At 74.3% G+C, this 16,834-nt stretch carries 13 protein-coding genes; 6 read left to right on the top strand and 7 right to left on the bottom strand.

The window, feature by feature from the left end; genetic code table 11:
- Positions 1 to 13: 13 nt before the first annotated feature.
- The gene (locus tag CKY47_RS30690) at positions 14 to 862 is read right to left on the bottom strand and encodes a helix-turn-helix domain-containing protein (protein ID WP_306749817.1); all 849 of its coding nucleotides are present in this window, start codon (positions 860 to 862) and stop codon (positions 14 to 16) included.
- A 152-nt stretch (positions 863 to 1,014) separates the two neighbouring features.
- On the opposite strand from CKY47_RS30690, the gene CKY47_RS30685 reads away from it, so the two are divergent.
- Positions 1,015 to 1,335 carry a hypothetical protein gene (locus tag CKY47_RS30685; protein WP_306749816.1) on the top strand — a complete coding sequence of 107 codons (321 nt, stop codon included), beginning with the start codon at positions 1,015 to 1,017 and terminating at the stop codon, positions 1,333 to 1,335.
- Positions 1,336 to 1,483: 148 nt separating this feature from the next.
- Here the strand turns inward: CKY47_RS30685 and CKY47_RS30680 are convergent, their stop codons facing one another.
- The 3 genes from CKY47_RS30680 to gndA form a co-directional block, all read right to left on the bottom strand.
- The gene (locus CKY47_RS30680; protein ID WP_306749815.1) at positions 1,484 to 3,715 is read right to left on the bottom strand and encodes a SulP family inorganic anion transporter; all 2,232 of its coding nucleotides are present in this window, start codon (positions 3,713 to 3,715) and stop codon (positions 1,484 to 1,486) included.
- A gap of 357 nt (positions 3,716 to 4,072) precedes the next feature.
- Complete coding sequence (locus CKY47_RS30675; protein ID WP_306749814.1) at positions 4,073 to 4,687, bottom strand: rhomboid-like protein; 615 nt, start codon at positions 4,685 to 4,687, stop codon at positions 4,073 to 4,075.
- Between the two features lie 24 nt (positions 4,688 to 4,711).
- Positions 4,712 to 6,157 carry an NADP-dependent phosphogluconate dehydrogenase gene (gene gndA, locus CKY47_RS30670; RefSeq protein ID WP_306749813.1) on the bottom strand — a complete coding sequence of 482 codons (1,446 nt, stop codon included), beginning with the start codon at positions 6,155 to 6,157 and terminating at the stop codon, positions 4,712 to 4,714.
- A gap of 120 nt (positions 6,158 to 6,277) precedes the next feature.
- Between gndA and CKY47_RS30665 the strand changes: the two genes are divergently transcribed.
- The 3 genes from CKY47_RS30665 (at position 6,278) to CKY47_RS30655 (ending at position 10,892) form a co-directional block, all read left to right on the top strand.
- Entirely contained in the window at positions 6,278 to 7,285 is a 1,008-nt protein-coding gene (locus CKY47_RS30665) for a LacI family DNA-binding transcriptional regulator (protein ID WP_306749812.1), read from the top strand.
- Positions 7,286 to 7,454: 169 nt separating this feature from the next.
- Positions 7,455 to 9,338, top strand: coding sequence for a ricin-type beta-trefoil lectin domain protein (locus CKY47_RS30660; protein WP_306749811.1), 1,884 nt, complete (start codon positions 7,455 to 7,457; stop codon positions 9,336 to 9,338).
- A gap of 201 nt (positions 9,339 to 9,539) precedes the next feature.
- Positions 9,540 to 10,892 (top strand): hypothetical protein, encoded by a 1,353-nt coding sequence (locus CKY47_RS30655; RefSeq protein ID WP_306749810.1) that lies wholly within the window; start codon positions 9,540 to 9,542, stop codon positions 10,890 to 10,892.
- A gap of 21 nt (positions 10,893 to 10,913) precedes the next feature.
- Here the strand turns inward: CKY47_RS30655 and CKY47_RS30650 are convergent, their stop codons facing one another.
- From CKY47_RS30650 to CKY47_RS30640, 3 genes are all read right to left on the bottom strand, one after another.
- On the bottom strand, positions 10,914 to 12,113 hold the full coding sequence (locus tag CKY47_RS30650; protein ID WP_306749809.1) for a hypothetical protein: 1,200 nt from the start codon (positions 12,111 to 12,113) through the stop codon (positions 10,914 to 10,916).
- 82 nt (positions 12,114 to 12,195) lie between these two features.
- Positions 12,196 to 14,040 carry a sigma-70 family RNA polymerase sigma factor gene (locus tag CKY47_RS30645; protein ID WP_306749808.1) on the bottom strand — a complete coding sequence of 615 codons (1,845 nt, stop codon included), beginning with the start codon at positions 14,038 to 14,040 and terminating at the stop codon, positions 12,196 to 12,198.
- 191 nt (positions 14,041 to 14,231) lie between these two features.
- Positions 14,232 to 14,834: a LysE family translocator gene (locus CKY47_RS30640; RefSeq protein WP_306749807.1), complete on the bottom strand. Its 603-nt coding sequence runs from the start codon at positions 14,832 to 14,834 to the stop codon at positions 14,232 to 14,234.
- A gap of 59 nt (positions 14,835 to 14,893) precedes the next feature.
- Here CKY47_RS30640 and CKY47_RS30635 point away from each other — a divergent pair, with 59 nt between their 5' ends.
- Together CKY47_RS30635 and CKY47_RS30630 are read left to right on the top strand one after the other, a co-directional pair.
- A complete protein-coding gene (locus CKY47_RS30635) occupies positions 14,894 to 15,421 on the top strand; it encodes an Lrp/AsnC family transcriptional regulator (RefSeq protein WP_306749806.1) in 528 nt (175 codons plus the stop codon).
- Entirely contained in the window at positions 15,411 to 16,793 is a 1,383-nt protein-coding gene (locus tag CKY47_RS30630; protein WP_306749805.1) for an aminotransferase class I/II-fold pyridoxal phosphate-dependent enzyme, read from the top strand. The genes CKY47_RS30635 and CKY47_RS30630 overlap by 11 nt, the downstream gene beginning before the upstream one ends.
- Positions 16,794 to 16,834: the final 41 nt, after the last annotated feature.

The raw sequence follows: 16,834 nt of genomic DNA, 5'->3' as shown, positions 1-16,834 counted from the left end.
CACGCTCCACAGACTAGGCGTGCTCGCGCGCCACCCGCTCGATGAGCGCGGCCGACGCCGCCGGGTCGAGCGATCGGGCGCAGAGCCGCGCGAACATGTCGGAATAGCCCGCGACATCGGCCGGCTGTTCCAAATAGACGTCGCTCCTCGTGCTTTCGATGTATACCACGTCCGGGTCGAGCTTCTCGGGGAACGCGAGTACCACGAACCGGCCGTCCATCGCGGCGTGACCGCCCGCGGCGAAAGGAATGACCTGGAGGGTGACATTCGGCAGTTCGCCGACTTCGCCGAACCTCCGCATCTGCTCGCGCATCACGGCGGGGCCGCCGACCACGCGGCGCAGCGCGGCCTCGTCGACGACGACGTGCAGACGCAGCGGGTCGTCCTCGCGCAGCAGGGCCTGGCGCGCCTTGCGCAGCCTCACCCGCCGGTCGACCTCGGCCGGGGCGGCGTGCGGCAGCACGTCCGCGATCAGCGCCCTGGTGTAGGACTCGCACTGGAGCAGGCCCGGCACCATCAGCCCCTGGTAGGCGCGCACCGACTCGGCGTCGGCCTCGAACCCGACGTAGCGGCCGGGCGCGATGTCGCCGAACTCGTCCCACCACGCCTTGCGGCGCGCCTCGCGGGCGAGCTGCACCAGCTCGTCGCGGGTGTCCGGGCCGGCGCCGTAGGCGTCGAGCATGTCGCGCACGTCGCGCGGCGTGACGCCGACGCGGCCGGTCTCGATCCGGCTGACCTTGGAGGCGGAGCACTCCAGTCGCTCGGCCACCTCCTCGATGGTGAGGTCGGCGGCCTCGCGCAGCCTGCGCAACTCGGCGACCAGCCTGCGCTTGCGCAGGGTGGGGCTGCTGCCGCGGGGCATCCGCGCCTCCTCATGACGACGACCGCCCACCAGTCTGTGCCGGTCACCCGGTGGAGCAAAGGGACGTCATCCATTCGTGTAGTGCAACTTGCAGTTCGACGGCGGGCGGGCCCAGGCTGCGTGGGCAACCGACCCGGGAAGGAGCGCTGAAGGTGTCCGTCACCGTCTTCAGCCAGCTCGACAAGTCCCTGCACGAGCACCTGGACGCACTGGTCCGCCTCGCGGCGACCGGCGACGACGAGACGGCGGTGGACCTGGCCCGCGGCGAACTGCCCCGCGTGGTCACCGCGCTCCGGTCGCTGCTCACGGAGCACACGCCCGACGAGCACGGCCGCTGCCCGACGTGCCGCACGCGCCGGTGGAGCCGCCGCCTGCCGTCGCCGTGCCGGGCCTACCTCGGCGCGCAGCTGTGCCTGACCGTGTCGGGCGACGAGCCCTCCGGTCGGCGCAGGCACCTGCGCAGCGTCGGTTAGCCCCCTGGACGAGCGGGTCCGCCCCGCTCCCGCCGGACGACACCACTCCCCGGAGGACGAACCCCGCCGGTGCCGTCCGGCGCAGTGCCCGGGGCGGGACCGGTCCCGCACCCCCGACCGGGGCCGGTCCCGCACCGCGGCCCTGCCGTCACACCCGCACCGGCTCCAGGCCGTCGCGCTCGGGGTCGACCAGGTAGACGCGGGCCTCGGAGATGTCGAAGTACATCCCCACCAGGCGCAGCGAACCCGCCGCCACGGCCTCCCGCACGATCGGGTAGGCCATCAGGTTGTCCAGCTGCTGGGCGACGTTGGCCACCGCCAGCCGCTCCACCACCGGCAGGTCCGAGTCGCCCGCGTGGAACCGGATCAGGCTGGGCTCGACCGCGCGCAGCCACGCGTGCAGCCGCGAACCGGGCCGCGCGGCGCCGTGCACGACGGCCTTCATCGCGCCGCAGTCGGAGTGACCGCACACCGCGATCGTCTCCACGGCCAGCACCTCCACCGCGTACTCGACCGCCGCGCCCACCGAGTCGTCGGCGTCCAGCGGCACCAGGTTGCCGATGTTGCGCACGCAGAACAGGTCGCCCGGTCCGCTGGTGGTGATCAGGTTGGGCACCACGCGCGAGTCGGCGCAGGTGATGAACAGCTGCCGCGGGCGCTGGCCCCGCGCGGCCAGCTCGGCCAGGAACGGGCGCACGAGCGGCGCGGTGGCGCGCTCGAACTCGCGCATGCCCCGGATCATCGGGTCGGCGCCCGCGGGGGCGCGGTCCACCGGGTCGGCGTCCCCGCGCTGCCGGGGCACGGTGACCGCGCGCGTGCGCTGCCAGTGCGACCACGGCGCGAACCAGCGCGGCAGCGGCGACAGCGGCGTCTTGCGCAGCGCCGGGATGCCCCTGGTGGCCTTGCTGAACCAGGTGTCGTGCACCTCGTCCACCTCGACGGAGCCGCCCAGCCGCTCGTAGCCGGTGCGCCAGTCGTCGATCGCCTCGTAGGCGCCGTGGTCGAGGAAGTCGATGTGCAGCTCCAGCACGACGCGCCGGCCGAGCGGGATGTCGCGCAGCGCCCGCACCAGCCGGCCCGCGCCGAGGAACACCAGCGAGCCGCGGATGACCGCGCGCCACCCGTCGTGCTCGGGCTCGACCCGCACGGAGCTGCGCGTGAGGCGGTGCAGGGAGCGCAGCGCCGCCGCCGCGACGCCCAGCAGCACGCCCTCGACCAGGCCGAGCGCGACCACGCCGACCGCGGTGACGGCGTAGGCGGTGAACTCGCCGTGCCGCCACAGGGCGCGCATCCGCCGCACGCTGACCAGCCGCACGCCCACGACCAGCAGCACGCCCGCCAGCGCGGCCAGCGGGATCAGCTCCAGCACCGAGCCCAGCGCGAGCACGAACACCGCGATCCACACGCCGTGCAGCACGGTCGAGGCGCGGGTGCGGGCGCCGGCGGCGACGTTGGTGGAGCCGCGCGCGATGCCGCCGCTGACCGGCAGGCCGCCGAGCGCGCCGGCGACGGTGTTGGCCACGCCCTGCGCGACCAGGTCGCGGTCGAGGTCGGCGCGCGGTCCGGGGTGGAGCTTGTCCACCGCGACCGCGGACAGCAGCGACTCGACGGCCGTCACCACGGCCACGGCGAGCACGGCGAACGCGATGCCCGCGACCGCGCCGGACGGCATGCGCGGCAGCACGAGCTGGTCCAGCGCGTTCTCCGGGAGGTCGACCCTGGCCGCGGGCAGCCCGCTGCCCGCGGCGGTCGCGGCCAGCACGGCGACCAGCGGCGCGGGCACGTACGAGGAGCGCGGCACGGCGGGCCACGCGACGAGCACGACCACCGCGACCGCGCCGACCAGCAGCGCGCCGCCGCCCACCGGGCCGGTCAGCCGGGCGAGGTTGTCGAGCACGGAGGGACCGGCCCGGCCGCCGAGGACGACGACGAGCTGGCCCACCGCGATCGTCACGCCGATACCCGCGAGCAGGCCGTGCACCACGGCCGGAGACAGGGACAGCGCGACGCGGCCGACGCGGGTGAGGCCGAGGGCCACCTGCACGAGGCCCGCGCCGGCGGTGATCATCGCGGTGGCGGCCCAGCCGTACTCGGCGATGATCCCCGAGGTGATCACCACCATGCCCGCCGCCGGGCCGCTGACGGTGAGCGGCGCGCCGCCGAGCGCGCCCGCCACGACGCCGCCGACGACGGCCGAGACGAGGCCCGCGATCAGCGGCGCGCCGGTCGCGGCGGCGAAGCCCAGCGACAGCGGCACGGCGATCAGGAACACCACGACCGAGGCGGGCAGGTCGTGCCGCAGCACGCCGGCGAGCCCGCCCGGTGGGCCCGCCGTGGTGTGCTCGCCGGCGTGGGACTTGGTGGGACGTGGTCGGTCCATCGCGTTGTCCGTCCTGTGTGGAGTGACCGGTGCGGTCCGGTCCGGTGCGGTCTGGTTCGGGTGCGCGGGGCCGACGCCCGGCGGTGGCCGGGGGCGTCGGGCGGGTGGGGTGCCTACCGCCGTGCCGGGGGCAGCGGCGGGCGCGGCCGGGGGGGCGGCGAGTCGGGGCTCGGCCCTGGCGCGGTGGTGGGGGGTCGCCACGGTGGCACCTCCGTGTCGGCACAGTGGACGTGTCGGCACAGCCCGCGTCGTACAGGTCGCGTCGGGACCATCATGACGACGGAGTGGCGGATCTGACAGCCGTTCCACCCGGTCGTGTTGATCATCGGGTGGGCCGTCACTGCTGGTGACGGCCGTCTAGCGGCCGACCGCCGCGTACGCCCGGTGCACGGCGAGGGCACCCGCGCACACGCCGACGAGGACGGCGGCGACGTGGCCGACGGCGTCGGGGTCGGGCAGTGGGCCGGTCCAGCGGGCGCCGAGGGCGGCGCAGGCGAGCGGGAGCGCCGCCCAGGGGACGCGCAGCACGCCGGGCGCGAGCGGGGTGACCGCGCCCGCCGCCGCGAACGCCACGCGGTCGACGCCCACGTCCGCGTGGTGGGCGAAGTCCTGGGCGTAGGGGGCGCAGGACAGGACGAGGGCCGTCACGAGGGCCGCGCCGACGTGGCCCGCCAGGGCGACGGACGCCGCGCGCCACGGGCCGACCTCGCGCTCCAGGGCGCCGAGGAACACCGCGACGGCGAACAGGGCGAGGCCGGCGAGGACGACCCCGTGGGCCGGGTCCAGCACGAACGCGCTGCCCAGCAGGGCGCTCACCGGGTGGTGGTCGAGGGTGGCGGCGCTGGTGCTCAGCGACTCCCGCACCTGCGCCGACATCCCGTCCGCGAACACGAACCCGGTCAGCAGCGCCAACGCCGTCACGGCCAGCAGGTAGCCGGCCGTGACGGGGTTCCGCCGGAAGCGCTCACGCACCCGGCCATGATCGGGGCGCGGGCGTCAGGCGTCCACTTGGGACCTGTCACCCGACCAGAGGGTGTGGAAGCTGCCCTCGCGGTCGGTGCGGCGGTAGGTGTGGGCGCCGAAGAAGTCCCGCAGGCCCTGGACGAGCGACGCGGGCAGGCGCTCGGAGCGCAGGCCGTCGTAGTAGGCCAGCGCCGACACGAAGCCGGGTGCGGGCACGCCCGCGGACACCGCCTTCACCACGACCCGGCGCCACGCCGCCTCGGCGTTCGCGACCGCGTCGCGGAAGTAGTCGTCGACGAGCAGCGAGGCCAGCCCGGGCTCCTTGTCGTACGCCTCGCGGATGCGGTCGAGGAACCGGGCCCGGATGATGCACCCCCCGCGCCAGATCGTGGCCATGGCGCCCAGGTCGAGGTCCCAGCCGTACTCGGCGCCCGCCGCGCGCATCTGGTCGAAGCCCTGCGCGTAGGCGACGACCTTGGACGCGTAGAGCGCCTGCCGGACGTCGTCGACGAGCTGCTCGACGTCCTGGTCCGAGACGGCCGGCTCGCCCGCGCCGAACGCCCGGCGCACCGCCTCGCGCTGGCCCACCCGGCCGGACAGCGAGCGGGCGAACACCGCCTCGGCGATGCCGGTGACCGGGACGCCCAGCTCCAGCGCCTCCTGCACGGTCCAGCGGCCGGTGCCCTTCTGCTCGGCCTCGTCGGCGATCACGTCCACCAGCGCCGCGCCGCTCCCGGCGTCGACGTGGCCGAGCACCTCGGCGGTGATCTCGACCAGGTAGGACTCCAGGTCGCCGGTGTTCCAGCCGCGGAACACCTCGGCGATCTCGGCGGGCGCCAACCCGCCGACCCGCCTGAGCAGGTCGTACGCCTCGGCGATGAGCTGCATGTCCGCGTACTCGATGCCGTTGTGGACCATCTTGACGAAGTGGCCGGCGCCGTCGGGTCCGACGTGGACGCAGCACGGCACGCCGTCCACCTGGGCCGCGATGGACTCCAGGACCGGCCCGAGGTGCCGGTAGGACTCCTCCGACCCGCCGGGCATGATCGACGGCCCGTTGAGCGCGCCCTCCTCGCCGCCGGAGATGCCGGCGCCGACGAAGTGCAGGCCGGTCTCCTTCAGCGCGGCCTCGCGGCGGCGGGTGTCGGCGTAGTGGGCGTTGCCGCCGTCGATCACCATGTCGCCGGGCTCCAGCAGGGGCGCCAGCTCGTCGATGACCGCGTCGGTGGGGGCGCCCGCCTTCACCATGATGATGATCTGGCGGGGTGTCCGGAGGCTCGCGACGAGCTCCTCCAGCGTCTCGGCGGGCACGAAGTCGCCCTCGTGGCCGTGCTCGGAGATCAGCGCCTCGGTGCGGGCGGAGCTGCGGTTGTGCACGGCGACGCGGAAGCCGCGCCGGGCGAGGTTGCGCGCCAGGTTGCTGCCCATGACGGCGAGCCCGGTGACGGCGATCCGCGCGGGTGCCTCGGAGGTGGTCATCCCCCAAGCCTGCCGAAGTCCGGGCCCGCGCGCACCTGTGCGACCCCCTGAACGCGGAGGGCCGCTGTGCGCGACCGGGGCTGTAACATCGTGAAACAGGATGTGGAACAAGGGAGTGGCATGACCAGGGCGACCGTGCGGGATGTGGCGAAGGCGACCGGGTTGTCCATCGCCACCGTGTCCCGCGTCCTCAACGGCCAGGCCAACGTCGCCCGGCACACCCGCGAGCTGGTGCTGCGGGCCGTGGACGAGCTGGGCGCGCAGGCGCCGAGGCCGCGGGGCGCGAAGCCGGTCGGCTCGATCCACGTGCGCTGCCCGTACCTGCTGGACGACTACTTCGGCCTGATCGTGTCGAGCGTGGCCGAGACCCTGGCCCTGCACGGCAGGCAGGTGCTGCTGGACGCCGGCACCCCCGGCCAGCGCACCACCGTCCTGCCCGGTCTGCCCAGCCGCTCGGACGTGGACGGCGCGCTGCTGATCCTGCCGCCGGAGCCCGCCGAGGAGCTGGTGCGGCTGCGCGACCGGCGGTTCCCGTTCGTGGTCGTGGACCCGCGCACCGAGCTGCCGCGCGACGTGGCGTCGGTGTCGGCGGCCCACTTCGCGGGGGCGCGGCGGCTGATGGCGCACCTGGTGGAGCTGGGGCACCGGCGCATCGGCATCATCGGCGGCCCGTCCGACTGGCTGGCCGCCGACGGCCGGCTGGCCGGGTACGCGGCGGCGCTGTCGGACGTCGGCGTGCTGCCCTCGGCGGAGCTGCTGCGGCACGTCGACGAGCCGACCACCGGCCACGGCCACCGGGTCGCGCGCGAGCTGCTCGGCCTGCCCGACCGGCCGACCGCGCTGGTGGCGTTCAACGACAAGATGGCCGTCGGGGTCCTGCGCGCGGCCCGCGAGCTGGGGTTGTCGGTGCCGGGCGACGTGTCCGTGGCCGGGTTCGACGACCTCGACCTGAGCCGCGCCACGCGACCGGAGCTGACCACCGTGCGGCAGCCGCTGCAGGAGATGGGGCGGATGGCCGTGACGCTGCTGATGCGCCTGCTGGAGCGGCACGAGCTGGAGGCGCTGCACGTCGAGCTGGCCACGGAGCTGGTGGTGCGCGAGTCCACGGGACCCGTCCGGCCGGCTTGACGCGGACCGTTCCACACCTCTTTCACGGTATTTACCGGGCTGGGCGCGCGACCTTGACACCCGTCGCGGATGCATTGTTTCCTTTGTTCTACGAGCAAGTTCCACATTTGTTCCATTTGTTACAAGTCGCCGCTGTCCCCTGTCCACAACGTCGTGAAAGGAGTCCGAGGTGCCCTCATCCCACCGTCGGGCTTTCATCAGCGCCGGCGTCACGGCGGTCGCCTTCGCCGCCGCCATCACGGCCGTCCCCTCCCCCGCCGCGGTCGCCGCGGGCGAGTCGGTCGCCATCCACCTGACCACCACCTCGGACAGCGGCGGACGCACCGTCACGCGCGGGCTCCAGCCGCAGTCCCCCGTCGCGTTCAGCACCAGCGCGGGCGGCGCCACGCACACCATCACCGTCAACGAGGGCATGACCTACCAGCAGTTCGAGGGCGGCGGCGCGTCGATCACCGACACCACCGCCCACCTGCTGCGCGGTGGCGCCGTCTCGGCCGCCACCCGCGACGCGGTGATGCGCAGGCTGTTCCACCCGGTCGACGGCATCGGCCTGTCCTTCGTGCGCAACCCGATCGGGGCGTCCGACCTGTCGCGGCCCGGCCACGTCTCGCTCGACGACACGTGCTGCGACCTCGACGACTTCGGGGCCAACGGCTACGACACGAACGTGCGGCTGCTCACCCAGCAGGCGCGCCAGCTCAACCCCGCCCTCACCGTCAAGGGCGTGCCGTGGAGCGCGCCGGGCTGGATGAAGGACAACGGGCGCATGGACCAGATGGGCTGGCTGAAGTGGGAGCACTACCCCACCTACGCCCAGTACCTGGTCAAGTACGTGCAGAGCTACCAGGCCGCCGGCGTGCCGATCAAGTACATCTCGGTGCAGAACGAGCCGAACTGCTGCCAGGCGTCCAACCCGACCGCGATGGACTACCCCGGCATGAGCTGGAACCCGGCCGGCCTGGTCGAGTTCACCAAGAACTTCGTGTACCCGGCGTTCCGCGCGGCGGGCCTCACCACCAAGGTGATGGTGCACGACTGGAACTACGGCGACTACGCCAACTTCGGCGCGGCCATCCTGGGCGACGCGGGCGTGCGCGACGACCCGCTGTTCGGCGGCATCGCCTGGCACGGCTACTTCGGCGAGCCGGCCGTGGGCACGCAGGTGCACGACCAGTACCCGAACGTGAAGCAGTTCAGCACGGAGCACTCCGGCGGCACGTGGATCTCGAACCAGCACAACGAGGACCTGGCCGACATCGTCGACTACGCCCGCAACTGGAGCGGCAGCCTGGTGAAGTGGAGCCTGGCGCTCAACCAGAACAGGGGCCCGCACAACGGCGGCTGCGGCACGTGCACCGGCCTGATCACCGTGCAGGAGGGCGGCGCGCGCGCCGGCCAGGTCGACTACACGGTCGAGTACTACACGACCGGTCACCTGACGAAGTTCGTCAAGCCGGGCGCGCACCGGATCGACTCGACCGCCAACGGCACCGTGCGGAACGTGGCGTGGAAGAACCCGGACGGCTCCAAGGCCCTGATCGCGCACAACGGCGGCACGTCGGCGCAGTCGATCCGGGTGGACTGGGGCAACCAGGCGTTCACCTACAACCTGCCCGCCCGCACGACCGCGACGTTCACCTGGTCGGGCACGCCGGGCGGCGGCAACCCGCCCGTCGGCGGCGCCATCACCGGCCTGGGCGGCAAGTGCGTCGACGTGGCGGGCGGCTCGTCGGCCGACGGCACCGCGGTGCAGCTCTACACGTGCAACGGGTCGGCCGCCCAGCAGTGGACCCGGCCCGGTGACGGCACGATCCGCGCGCTGGGCAAGTGCCTCGACGTGAAGGACCGGTCGACGGCGGACGGGGCGCAGCTCCAGCTGTGGTCGTGCGGCGGGACGGCGAACCAGCAGTGGAACCTCACGGCCGGGCGCGACCTGGTGAACCCGGCGGCGGACAAGTGCGCCGACGCCACCGGCAACACCAGCGCGGACGGCACCAGGCTCCAGATCTGGACCTGCACGGGCGCGGCGAACCAGAAGTGGACCGCGGCCTGACCCGGTGAACGGCGGGGACCCGTCCCGATGGCGGGCCCCCGTTCCCCGGGCACCCCCCGGGGAGGCGTGGTCCGCCCGGTGACGGCGGCTGCCGGGCGGACCACGCCGCGCTCTGCCGCCGCGGATCTCCCGCTGCGGATTTCCTGCGGTGAGCCGAACCGGGTTCCGCCGCCGGCACCGCGGACGTTCCACGATCGGGTCATGAGACTCCGCGCGCTCGTCCTCGCCGCCACCACCCTCGCCACCGCACTGGTGGCCCCCGGCCAGGCGTCGGCGACCTGGTCCCTGACCACCGCCCAGCGCCGGGCCTACCTGGCGCACTACGCGCCGGTGCTGCTCAAGCGCGGTGACGAGAACGACGGCAAGGCCGGCCGCGACTGGATCACGAACTTCGACTTCGACCGCGACGGCGACTACGCCACGAACCGGGCGAACTGGCGCGACGTGCCCGCGCACGTGGCGGGCGGCCACCCCGGCTGGCGGATCAGGCCCACCCTCTACACCGCGCTGCTGGAGTTCACCGAGGGCGGCTCGAAATCGCTGGTCCTGCTGTACCACGTGTACAACGCGGCCGACAAGGACGGCCGCGAGATCCACGACTGGGAGCGCGTCGAGATCGTCGTGCGCGGGGTGACCGGCACGCCGGGCGGGGCGGGCGAGTCGTTCGCCAACGCCACCGTGACGCACCACAAGGACCACGTCATGCGCCGCGCGTCCGACCCCGACGTGCGCTTCCTCGGCTCCCACCTGCTGCTGTGGCAGGCCGACGAGAGCGACTTCGACCTGCCGTCCGCGGGACCGCACGCGCACGAGCTGCGGTACGTCACCGACCCGTGGGCGACGATCGCGGGCCGGATGGCGTCCGGGGCGAAGGCCGAGGTGCACATCTCCGGCGCCGACGACGCGCGCAACGTGCACTACGCGTTCGTGCCCGGCGGTGCGGCGGACGCGGTGGCGGCGTTCGGCGCGGTCCCGCTGACCCCGTCGGCGGCCAGCCGCGTCGACAACGGCACGAAGGTGGCGTGGCCGCAGGTCAAGCGGCTCACCTACGAGCTCCAGGACCTCGCCGACATCGTCCCGTCGCACTGGTCGGGGTCGGCCTGGCAGCGGCACTGGCTGGCCGACGACGTGGTCGACGTGCGGTTCGAGACGCCCGCGCTGGGCATCGGCACGGGCGTGCAGCGGTTCCACAACCGCTCCCGCGACAACGCCGCCTCCGACCTCACCGACGGCCGCGAGGGCTACCTGTCGAAGGCGTGGTTCTTCGGCGCGTACTCCGCCGAGCTGGACGAGGACACCCCGTCGGGCTCGGACGACTTCGGCGGGTTCGCCGGGACCGGCGTGGACAGCGCGGGCCGCACGCGCGGCGCGGTGAGCGGCGACCCGGCCTCGCACGGCGCGTACTGGCGGCAGCACGAGTACTTCGTGCACGACGGCGGCCTGGACGACGCCAGGAGCCGCGAACGGGGCACCTGGCTCGCGCCGGGCTGGCACCTGCCGGTCAACGGCGGCTTCGACGGCCGCTGGCAGCCGCTGTTCGACGACCTCCCGTGACCCTCTTCGGGGAGCTGCCCGCTAGTCGACCAGCAGGTCCCAGGGTTGCCCCTCGCGCAGCGCGGAGGTCGCCACCAGCAGCCGGTCCCGCACGGCGACGGTCACGCCGCCGGCGACCGCCACGTCCCGGTTCCGGGCGCGCAGCCGCTCGGTGAGCACCCGGCCGTCCCGCGGCGACAGGGGTTCCTCCAGGACGCCGAGCAGGAACGTCCCCCGGTCCGGGTGCACGGGGTCCACGGGCACCCACCGGCCCCGGAGCCGCCGGTCCGCCAACCGCACCGGGGTCTCCGGCGCCGACGCGTACAGCTGCCGCGTGAGCAGGGGCAGCGTTTCCCGACCGGCCGAGAACATCGCCTCGGCCGACCCCGGGCCGGTCGACCGGGGCGGGGGGCGTTCGGCGTCCGGTCCCGCGCCGGGCGGGCCGTCCGGGTCGACGGGCGCCCGCGCGTCCCCCGCCGCTCCGGCGGGCACGTCGTCGGCGGGCACGTCCTCGGTGGGCACGTCCTCGGTGGGCACGTCGAGGTACAGGTTCGACGACGGGGGCCGGGACTCGCCGATCGGGGCGTCGAGCCAACTGCCGCCTTCGGCGGACGAGTAGAGGTTGACCGTGACCCCGGCCTCGGTCAGGTGCGCCCAGGTCATGACCAGGGGCTGCTTGTGGGCGTCCACCCAGGGCAGCAGGGTGTTGAGCCGCTTCTCCTGCTGGAGGGTGGACGCGGCGGGGCGGGACGACCGGCCGCGGGCCTCACCGGCCAGCAGCAGGTCCGCCGTCCGGAACAGCAGGTCGGGGCGCACCCGCGACTTCGCGTACTTCCGCGCCAGCGACACCGGGAGGGCGTCGAAGTCGCGCAGCGCGTCCGGGCCCGCGACCCACTCGTAGGCGCTCTGCACCGCGGCGGACAGCATGCCGAGCCCGAACGACTCGCTGACGAAGCGCCGCACGTGCGGGGAGCTGGACGCGAACCCGCCGCCCGCCAGGTGGAGCGCGCCGTCCGCCTTGTCGAGCAGGCAGCTCCGCAGGAGGCGCAGTTCGTCGACGCGCGTCGCGTACTCGATCCGCAGGGACGCCGTCGGGGCCATGGCGTTCACGAGGATGACGTCGGCCACGTCGACGGGCAGCTTCCGGAGATCCCCGTACGGGGCGATGCCGTACACCAGCGGCAGGTCGTCGGGTCCGGTCCTGGTCGTCCAGCGGAACTGCCGAAGGGTCACCCAACTCATCCGCCCAGCTTAGGGACCGCCCGGTCCGAAGATCACCCAGCTGCCCGCCGCCGCTGCACGACCAGCGGCGGCGGGCGCTCTCCTAACCGGTGGCGCGGTAGGCCTCGCCGGCCCGGTTGGGTGTGCCGCCGGGCAGGTACAGCCCCGTGCCCGGCTTGTCGGCGGGCAGCGCGAACCACGCGTACCGCTCCAGGTAGGGCAGGCCCTCCAGCATCCGCGACGACCCGCCGGCGAAGTCGGCCAGCTGCCGCTCGTCCGGGTAGCGCACGCCGCCGCCGGAGAAGTCCATCAGCGAGTACTCGGTGAGCCAGACCGGCAGGCCGTAGCGGGCGCTCACCGCGTCCAGGTAGTTCCTCAGGTGCCCCACGGCGGCCGGGCCGAAGTCCGAGCCGTACCAGTGCAGCGCGATGAAGTCGACGCGCAGGCCGCGCTGCTCCGCGCCCGCCATGAACCGGTCGAGCCAGCCGCCCGGCTTGTCGGCGCTGTGCGCCACGGCGGGGCTGCCCAGGCGCATCCCCGTCGCCTGGAGCCGCGGCCACAGGTCCAGCGCCTGCTCCACGGTCATGTTCGACTGCTCGGCGAGGTCGGGCTCGTTGAACCCGAGCAGGGTGGTGCCCTGCCGCGCGACCGCCTCCAGGTCGGCCGGGGTCACCGTCTTCGCGCCCCAGATCATCGGCACGTACTCGACGCCCGGCGGCACCTGGACGTTCTCCGGGGTCGTCGCCCAGTTGTAGACCCAGCCCGCGCCGATGTCGGACAGCGCCCGCGTGACGCCGTCGAAGTGCCAGGTGCTGACGCCCTTCTTGGCCGACGCCGCCGCGGGCGGGCGGGGTGGCGGCGGCGCGGCGGCGACCGGTCGGGCGGCGGTCGTCGCCGCGGTGGTGGTCGTGGTGGTCGCGCCCGTCGTGGTGGGTGCGGTGGTCACGGGCGCCGTCGTCGTGGTCGTGACGGCGACCGGCGCGGCCACCGGCAGCGGCGGTGGCGGGTCGTTCGGCAGCAGCACCACCCCGCCCGCGACCGCCGCCACGGCCGCGGCGGCGACCAGTGGCTTGGCGGCGGCGTGCGCCCAGAACCCCTTCTCCACCGCGATCGCGGCCTTCGACCCGGTGGTGGGCCGCACCACGACCGCGGGATCGGCCGGGAGCACCGCGGTCCCCGTCTGCCCGAGCAGGTCGAGGCCGGGCGGCAGCGGCACGAGCGGGATGCGGGCGACCAGGCCGTCCACGTTCGCCAGGTCGTCGAAGCCGCGCGCGCAGCGGTCGCACTCGCGGGCGTGCCGCACGATCCGCTTGCGCCACAGCGCGCCGGGCACGCCGTCCCAGCCGGAGACGACGGCGGCCAGGTCGTCGCAGCGCGGCATGGCCAGCACCCGCACGACCACGCGGGCCGCGTCGAGCTGCGCCTTCATCCGCTGGACGCGCACGGCGGCGTGCTGCGGGGTGAGGTCCAGCGCCTCGGCCAGCTCGGCGCGGGTGATCCGGCCCACCGACTCCAGCCACCACAGCGACAGCAGCTCGCGCTCGTCGTCCCCGATCCACCGGGTGGCGGCGACCACCTCGCGCCGCTGCCCGCGCAGCTGGAGCCGCGTGATGGCGTAGTCCGCGAAGTCGGCGCCGGGGTCGGCGCGGTCGAGCACCTCGTGGTCCACCGGCAGGGGCGCGTTCCGCCGGTGCCGGTCGCGGACCTGGTTCATCGCGATGACGAGCAGCCACGACCGGAACGACTCCGGGTCCTGGAGCTTCGACAGGCCGTCCACCGCGCGCAGCATGGTCTCCTGGACCACGTCGTCGGTGTCGGGGTGCCCGCCGAGGGCGCGGCCGACGACGTTGTAGACCAGCGGCAGGTAGTCCGCCACCAGCGCGTCCAACGCGCCGGGCTCGCCGCGCTGCGCGGCCGTCACCGCCGCGGCGTCCCCTGGTGTGCGCATACCGATCCTCTCACCCGAGCCGGACTCACCCCCAGGAGACGACCGGTGCGCGACACCATAACCACTTTTCCCGAACCCGAGGGTCCAACGTCCAGGTCGGGTGAGTTCTACGTTCGGGCTTGACGCTGTGACGCCCGAACGTAGAACTCAGGGGACCTGGGCGTTGGACCCTCGCGGCCCGGGTGGGCCGGTCAGGTGGTGAGGACGGTGGCGGCCATGGTGATCAGGGCGGCGCCGCAGGCGCGGTCGAAGAACGGGCGCACGCGCGGGTGGGCGAGCAGGCGGGCGAGGCGGGTGGCGAGGGGGACCACGACGGCCCAGAAGCAGGCGAAGACGGTCACCGCCACCGCGGACAGGAGCGCGGCCTGGGGCAGGGGCGGGGCGGTCGGGTCCATGGCCTGCGGCACGAGGCTGAGGAAGATCAGCATCACCTTCGGGTTCAGCAGGTCGCACAGGAGGCCGCGCAGGAACAGCGAGCGGTCGGACGTCGCGGCCCGGCGGATCGGGCCGCCGCGACGGGCCGCGCGCAGGGTGGCGAAGCCCAGGTACGCGAGGTAGGCCGCGCCGACCGCCTTCACCGCCAGCAGCGCCGCCGGGGCCGCGGCCACCAGCGCGGAGAGGCCGAGGGTGGCCAGCAGGGCGTGCACGAGCAGCCCGGTCACCACGCCCAGCGCCGTCACCGCGCCGTACCGCGCGCCGCGCACCGCGTTCCCGGTCACCAGCACGAAGTCCGGACCGGGCACGACGGTGACCACGACGAGCGCGAGCAGGAAGGACGTCCAGGCGATGTGCACGCCGCGATCGTGTGACACCGGTTCGGTTCCGCTCCACCGCGCACGTACCGTGTGCGGTTGTGGGCGAGGTAGCCGAACTGGATTCGGTCGACTGGCAGATCCTGGAGGAGTTGCAGAACGACGCGACCCTCCAGAACCGGGCGCTCGCCGACCTCGTGGGCATCGCGCCCTCGACGTGCCTGCAACGGGTGCGCCGACTGCGCGAACTCGGTGTGATCACCGGGTTCCACGCCGTGGTGGACCCGCGCGCCGCCGGCCTGTCGCTGGAGGCCGTCGTCTCGGTGAACGTGCGCCCGCACACCCGGCCGGTGGTGGCGGCGTTCCGGGCGTTCGTCATGGCGCAGCCGGAGACCCGCTCCCTGTTCCACGTCAGCGGCACGGCCGACTTCCTGGTGCACATCGCGGTCGCCGACAGCACGCACCTCCAGGCGTTCCTGGTGGACAAGATCGCCTCGCGCACCGAGGTGCGGAACCTGACCAGCTCGGTGGTGCTCGAACGCGTCGAGACCCGCGCCCTGACCCCGCCCGGCGACCGGCGTCCGACCCACCGCAGGCGGCGCGTCTACCGTGCGGGGCATGAAGCCTGAGGAGTTCCGCCGGATCGGCCACGAGGTGGTCGACTGGATCGCCGACTACCGCGCCCGCGTCGAGGACTTCCCCGTGCGGTCGCAGGTGGAGCCCGGCTGGGTGCGGGGGCAGCTGTCCGCGCTGCCCGAGCGCGGCGAGGGGTTCGGCCCCCTGCTCGCCGACCTGGACCGGGTCGTGCTGCCCGGCACCACGCACTGGCAGCACCCCGGGTTCTTCGCGTACTTCCCGTCCAACGCGTCCCTGCCGTCGGTGCTCGGCGACCTGCTGTCGTCGGGCCTGGGCGTGCAGGGGATGCTGTGGGCCACCTCGCCCGCCGCCACCGAGGTCGAGCAGCACCTGATGGACGAGCTGGTGGCCGCGATGGACCTGCCGCGGTCGTTCCTGGGCGGCGGTGTCATCCAGGACACGGCGTCGTCCGCCGCGCTGGTCGCGGTGCTGGCGGCGCTGCACCGCTCGTCCGGCGGCACGTGGCGGCGGTCCGGCGTGGACGGTGCGGAGACCGTGTACGTGTCGTCGCAGACCCACTCGTCGCTGGAGCGGGCGGCGCGGCTGGCCGGGCTCGGCGAGCAGGCCGTGCGGTCGGTCCCCGTGTCACCGTCCACCCTGGCCATGGACGTCGCCGCCCTCGCCGAACGGGTGCGCGCCGACGTGGCCGCGGGCCGGCGCCCGGTCCTGGTGTGCGCGACGGTCGGCACCACCGGCACCGGCGCGGTCGACCCGCTGCGCGAGATCGCCGACGTGTGCGCCGAGCACGGCATCTGGCTGCACGTGGACGCCGCGTGGGCGGGCCCGGCGGCCCTGTGCCCGGAGTTCCGCGACCTGTTCGACGGCCTGGAGCGGGCCGACTCGTTCACCGCGAACGCGCACAAGTGGATGCTGACCGCGTTCGACCTGTCGCTGTTCTGGACGGCCCACCCGGGCGTGCTGGTGGACGCCCTGGCGATCCTGCCCGAGTACCTGCGCAACACCGCGACCGAGTCGGGCGCCGTCGTCGACTACCGCGACTGGCAGATCCCCCTCGGCCGCCGGTTCCGCGCGTTGAAGCTGTGGTCGGTGCTGCGCTGGTACGGCCTGGAGGGCGTGCGCGCCCACCTGCGCGGCCACGTGGAGCTGGCGGCGCTGCTGGAGTCGTGGGTCGGCGCGTCGGAGGACTGGGAGCTGGTCACGCCGCGCACGCTGTCGCTCGTCACGATCGCCCGCCGGGACGGCGACGACGCGACGCGCGCGGCGATGGACCGGGTCAACGGGTCGGGCCGGGTCTTCGTCACGCACACCGTGGTGGACGGCCGGTTCGCGATCCGCGTGGCGATCGGCGCCGAGGCGACCCGGGAGGAGCACGTCCGGGCGCTGTGGAAGGCGCTGGACGCCTGAGGTGCGCCGTGCCACCGGGGCCTTCCCGGTGGCACGGCCGC

Source organism: Saccharothrix longispora, assembly GCF_030852425.1.
Lineage (GTDB): Bacteria > Actinomycetota > Actinomycetes > Mycobacteriales > Pseudonocardiaceae > Actinosynnema > Actinosynnema longispora.
This window is presented reverse-complemented; position numbering and strand designations above follow the sequence as displayed.

Excerpts from the sequence above, each read along its gene's own strand:
- CKY47_RS30690 (WP_306749817.1), bottom strand. The coding sequence starts at position 862 with ATGCCCCGCGGCAGCAGCCCCACCCTGCGCAAGCGCAGGCTGGTCGCC.
- CKY47_RS30680 (WP_306749815.1), bottom strand. The coding sequence starts at position 3,715 with ATGGACCGACCACGTCCCACCAAGTCCCACGCCGGCGAGCACACCACG.
- gndA (WP_306749813.1), bottom strand. The coding sequence starts at position 6,157 with ATGACCACCTCCGAGGCACCCGCGCGGATCGCCGTCACCGGGCTCGCC.
- CKY47_RS30665 (WP_306749812.1), top strand. The coding sequence starts at position 6,278 with ATGACCAGGGCGACCGTGCGGGATGTGGCGAAGGCGACCGGGTTGTCC.
- CKY47_RS30655 (WP_306749810.1), top strand. The coding sequence starts at position 9,540 with ATGAGACTCCGCGCGCTCGTCCTCGCCGCCACCACCCTCGCCACCGCA.
- CKY47_RS30650 (WP_306749809.1), bottom strand. The coding sequence starts at position 12,113 with ATGAGTTGGGTGACCCTTCGGCAGTTCCGCTGGACGACCAGGACCGGA.
- CKY47_RS30645 (WP_306749808.1), bottom strand. The coding sequence starts at position 14,040 with ATGCGCACACCAGGGGACGCCGCGGCGGTGACGGCCGCGCAGCGCGGC.
- CKY47_RS30630 (WP_306749805.1), top strand. The coding sequence starts at position 15,411 with ATGAAGCCTGAGGAGTTCCGCCGGATCGGCCACGAGGTGGTCGACTGG.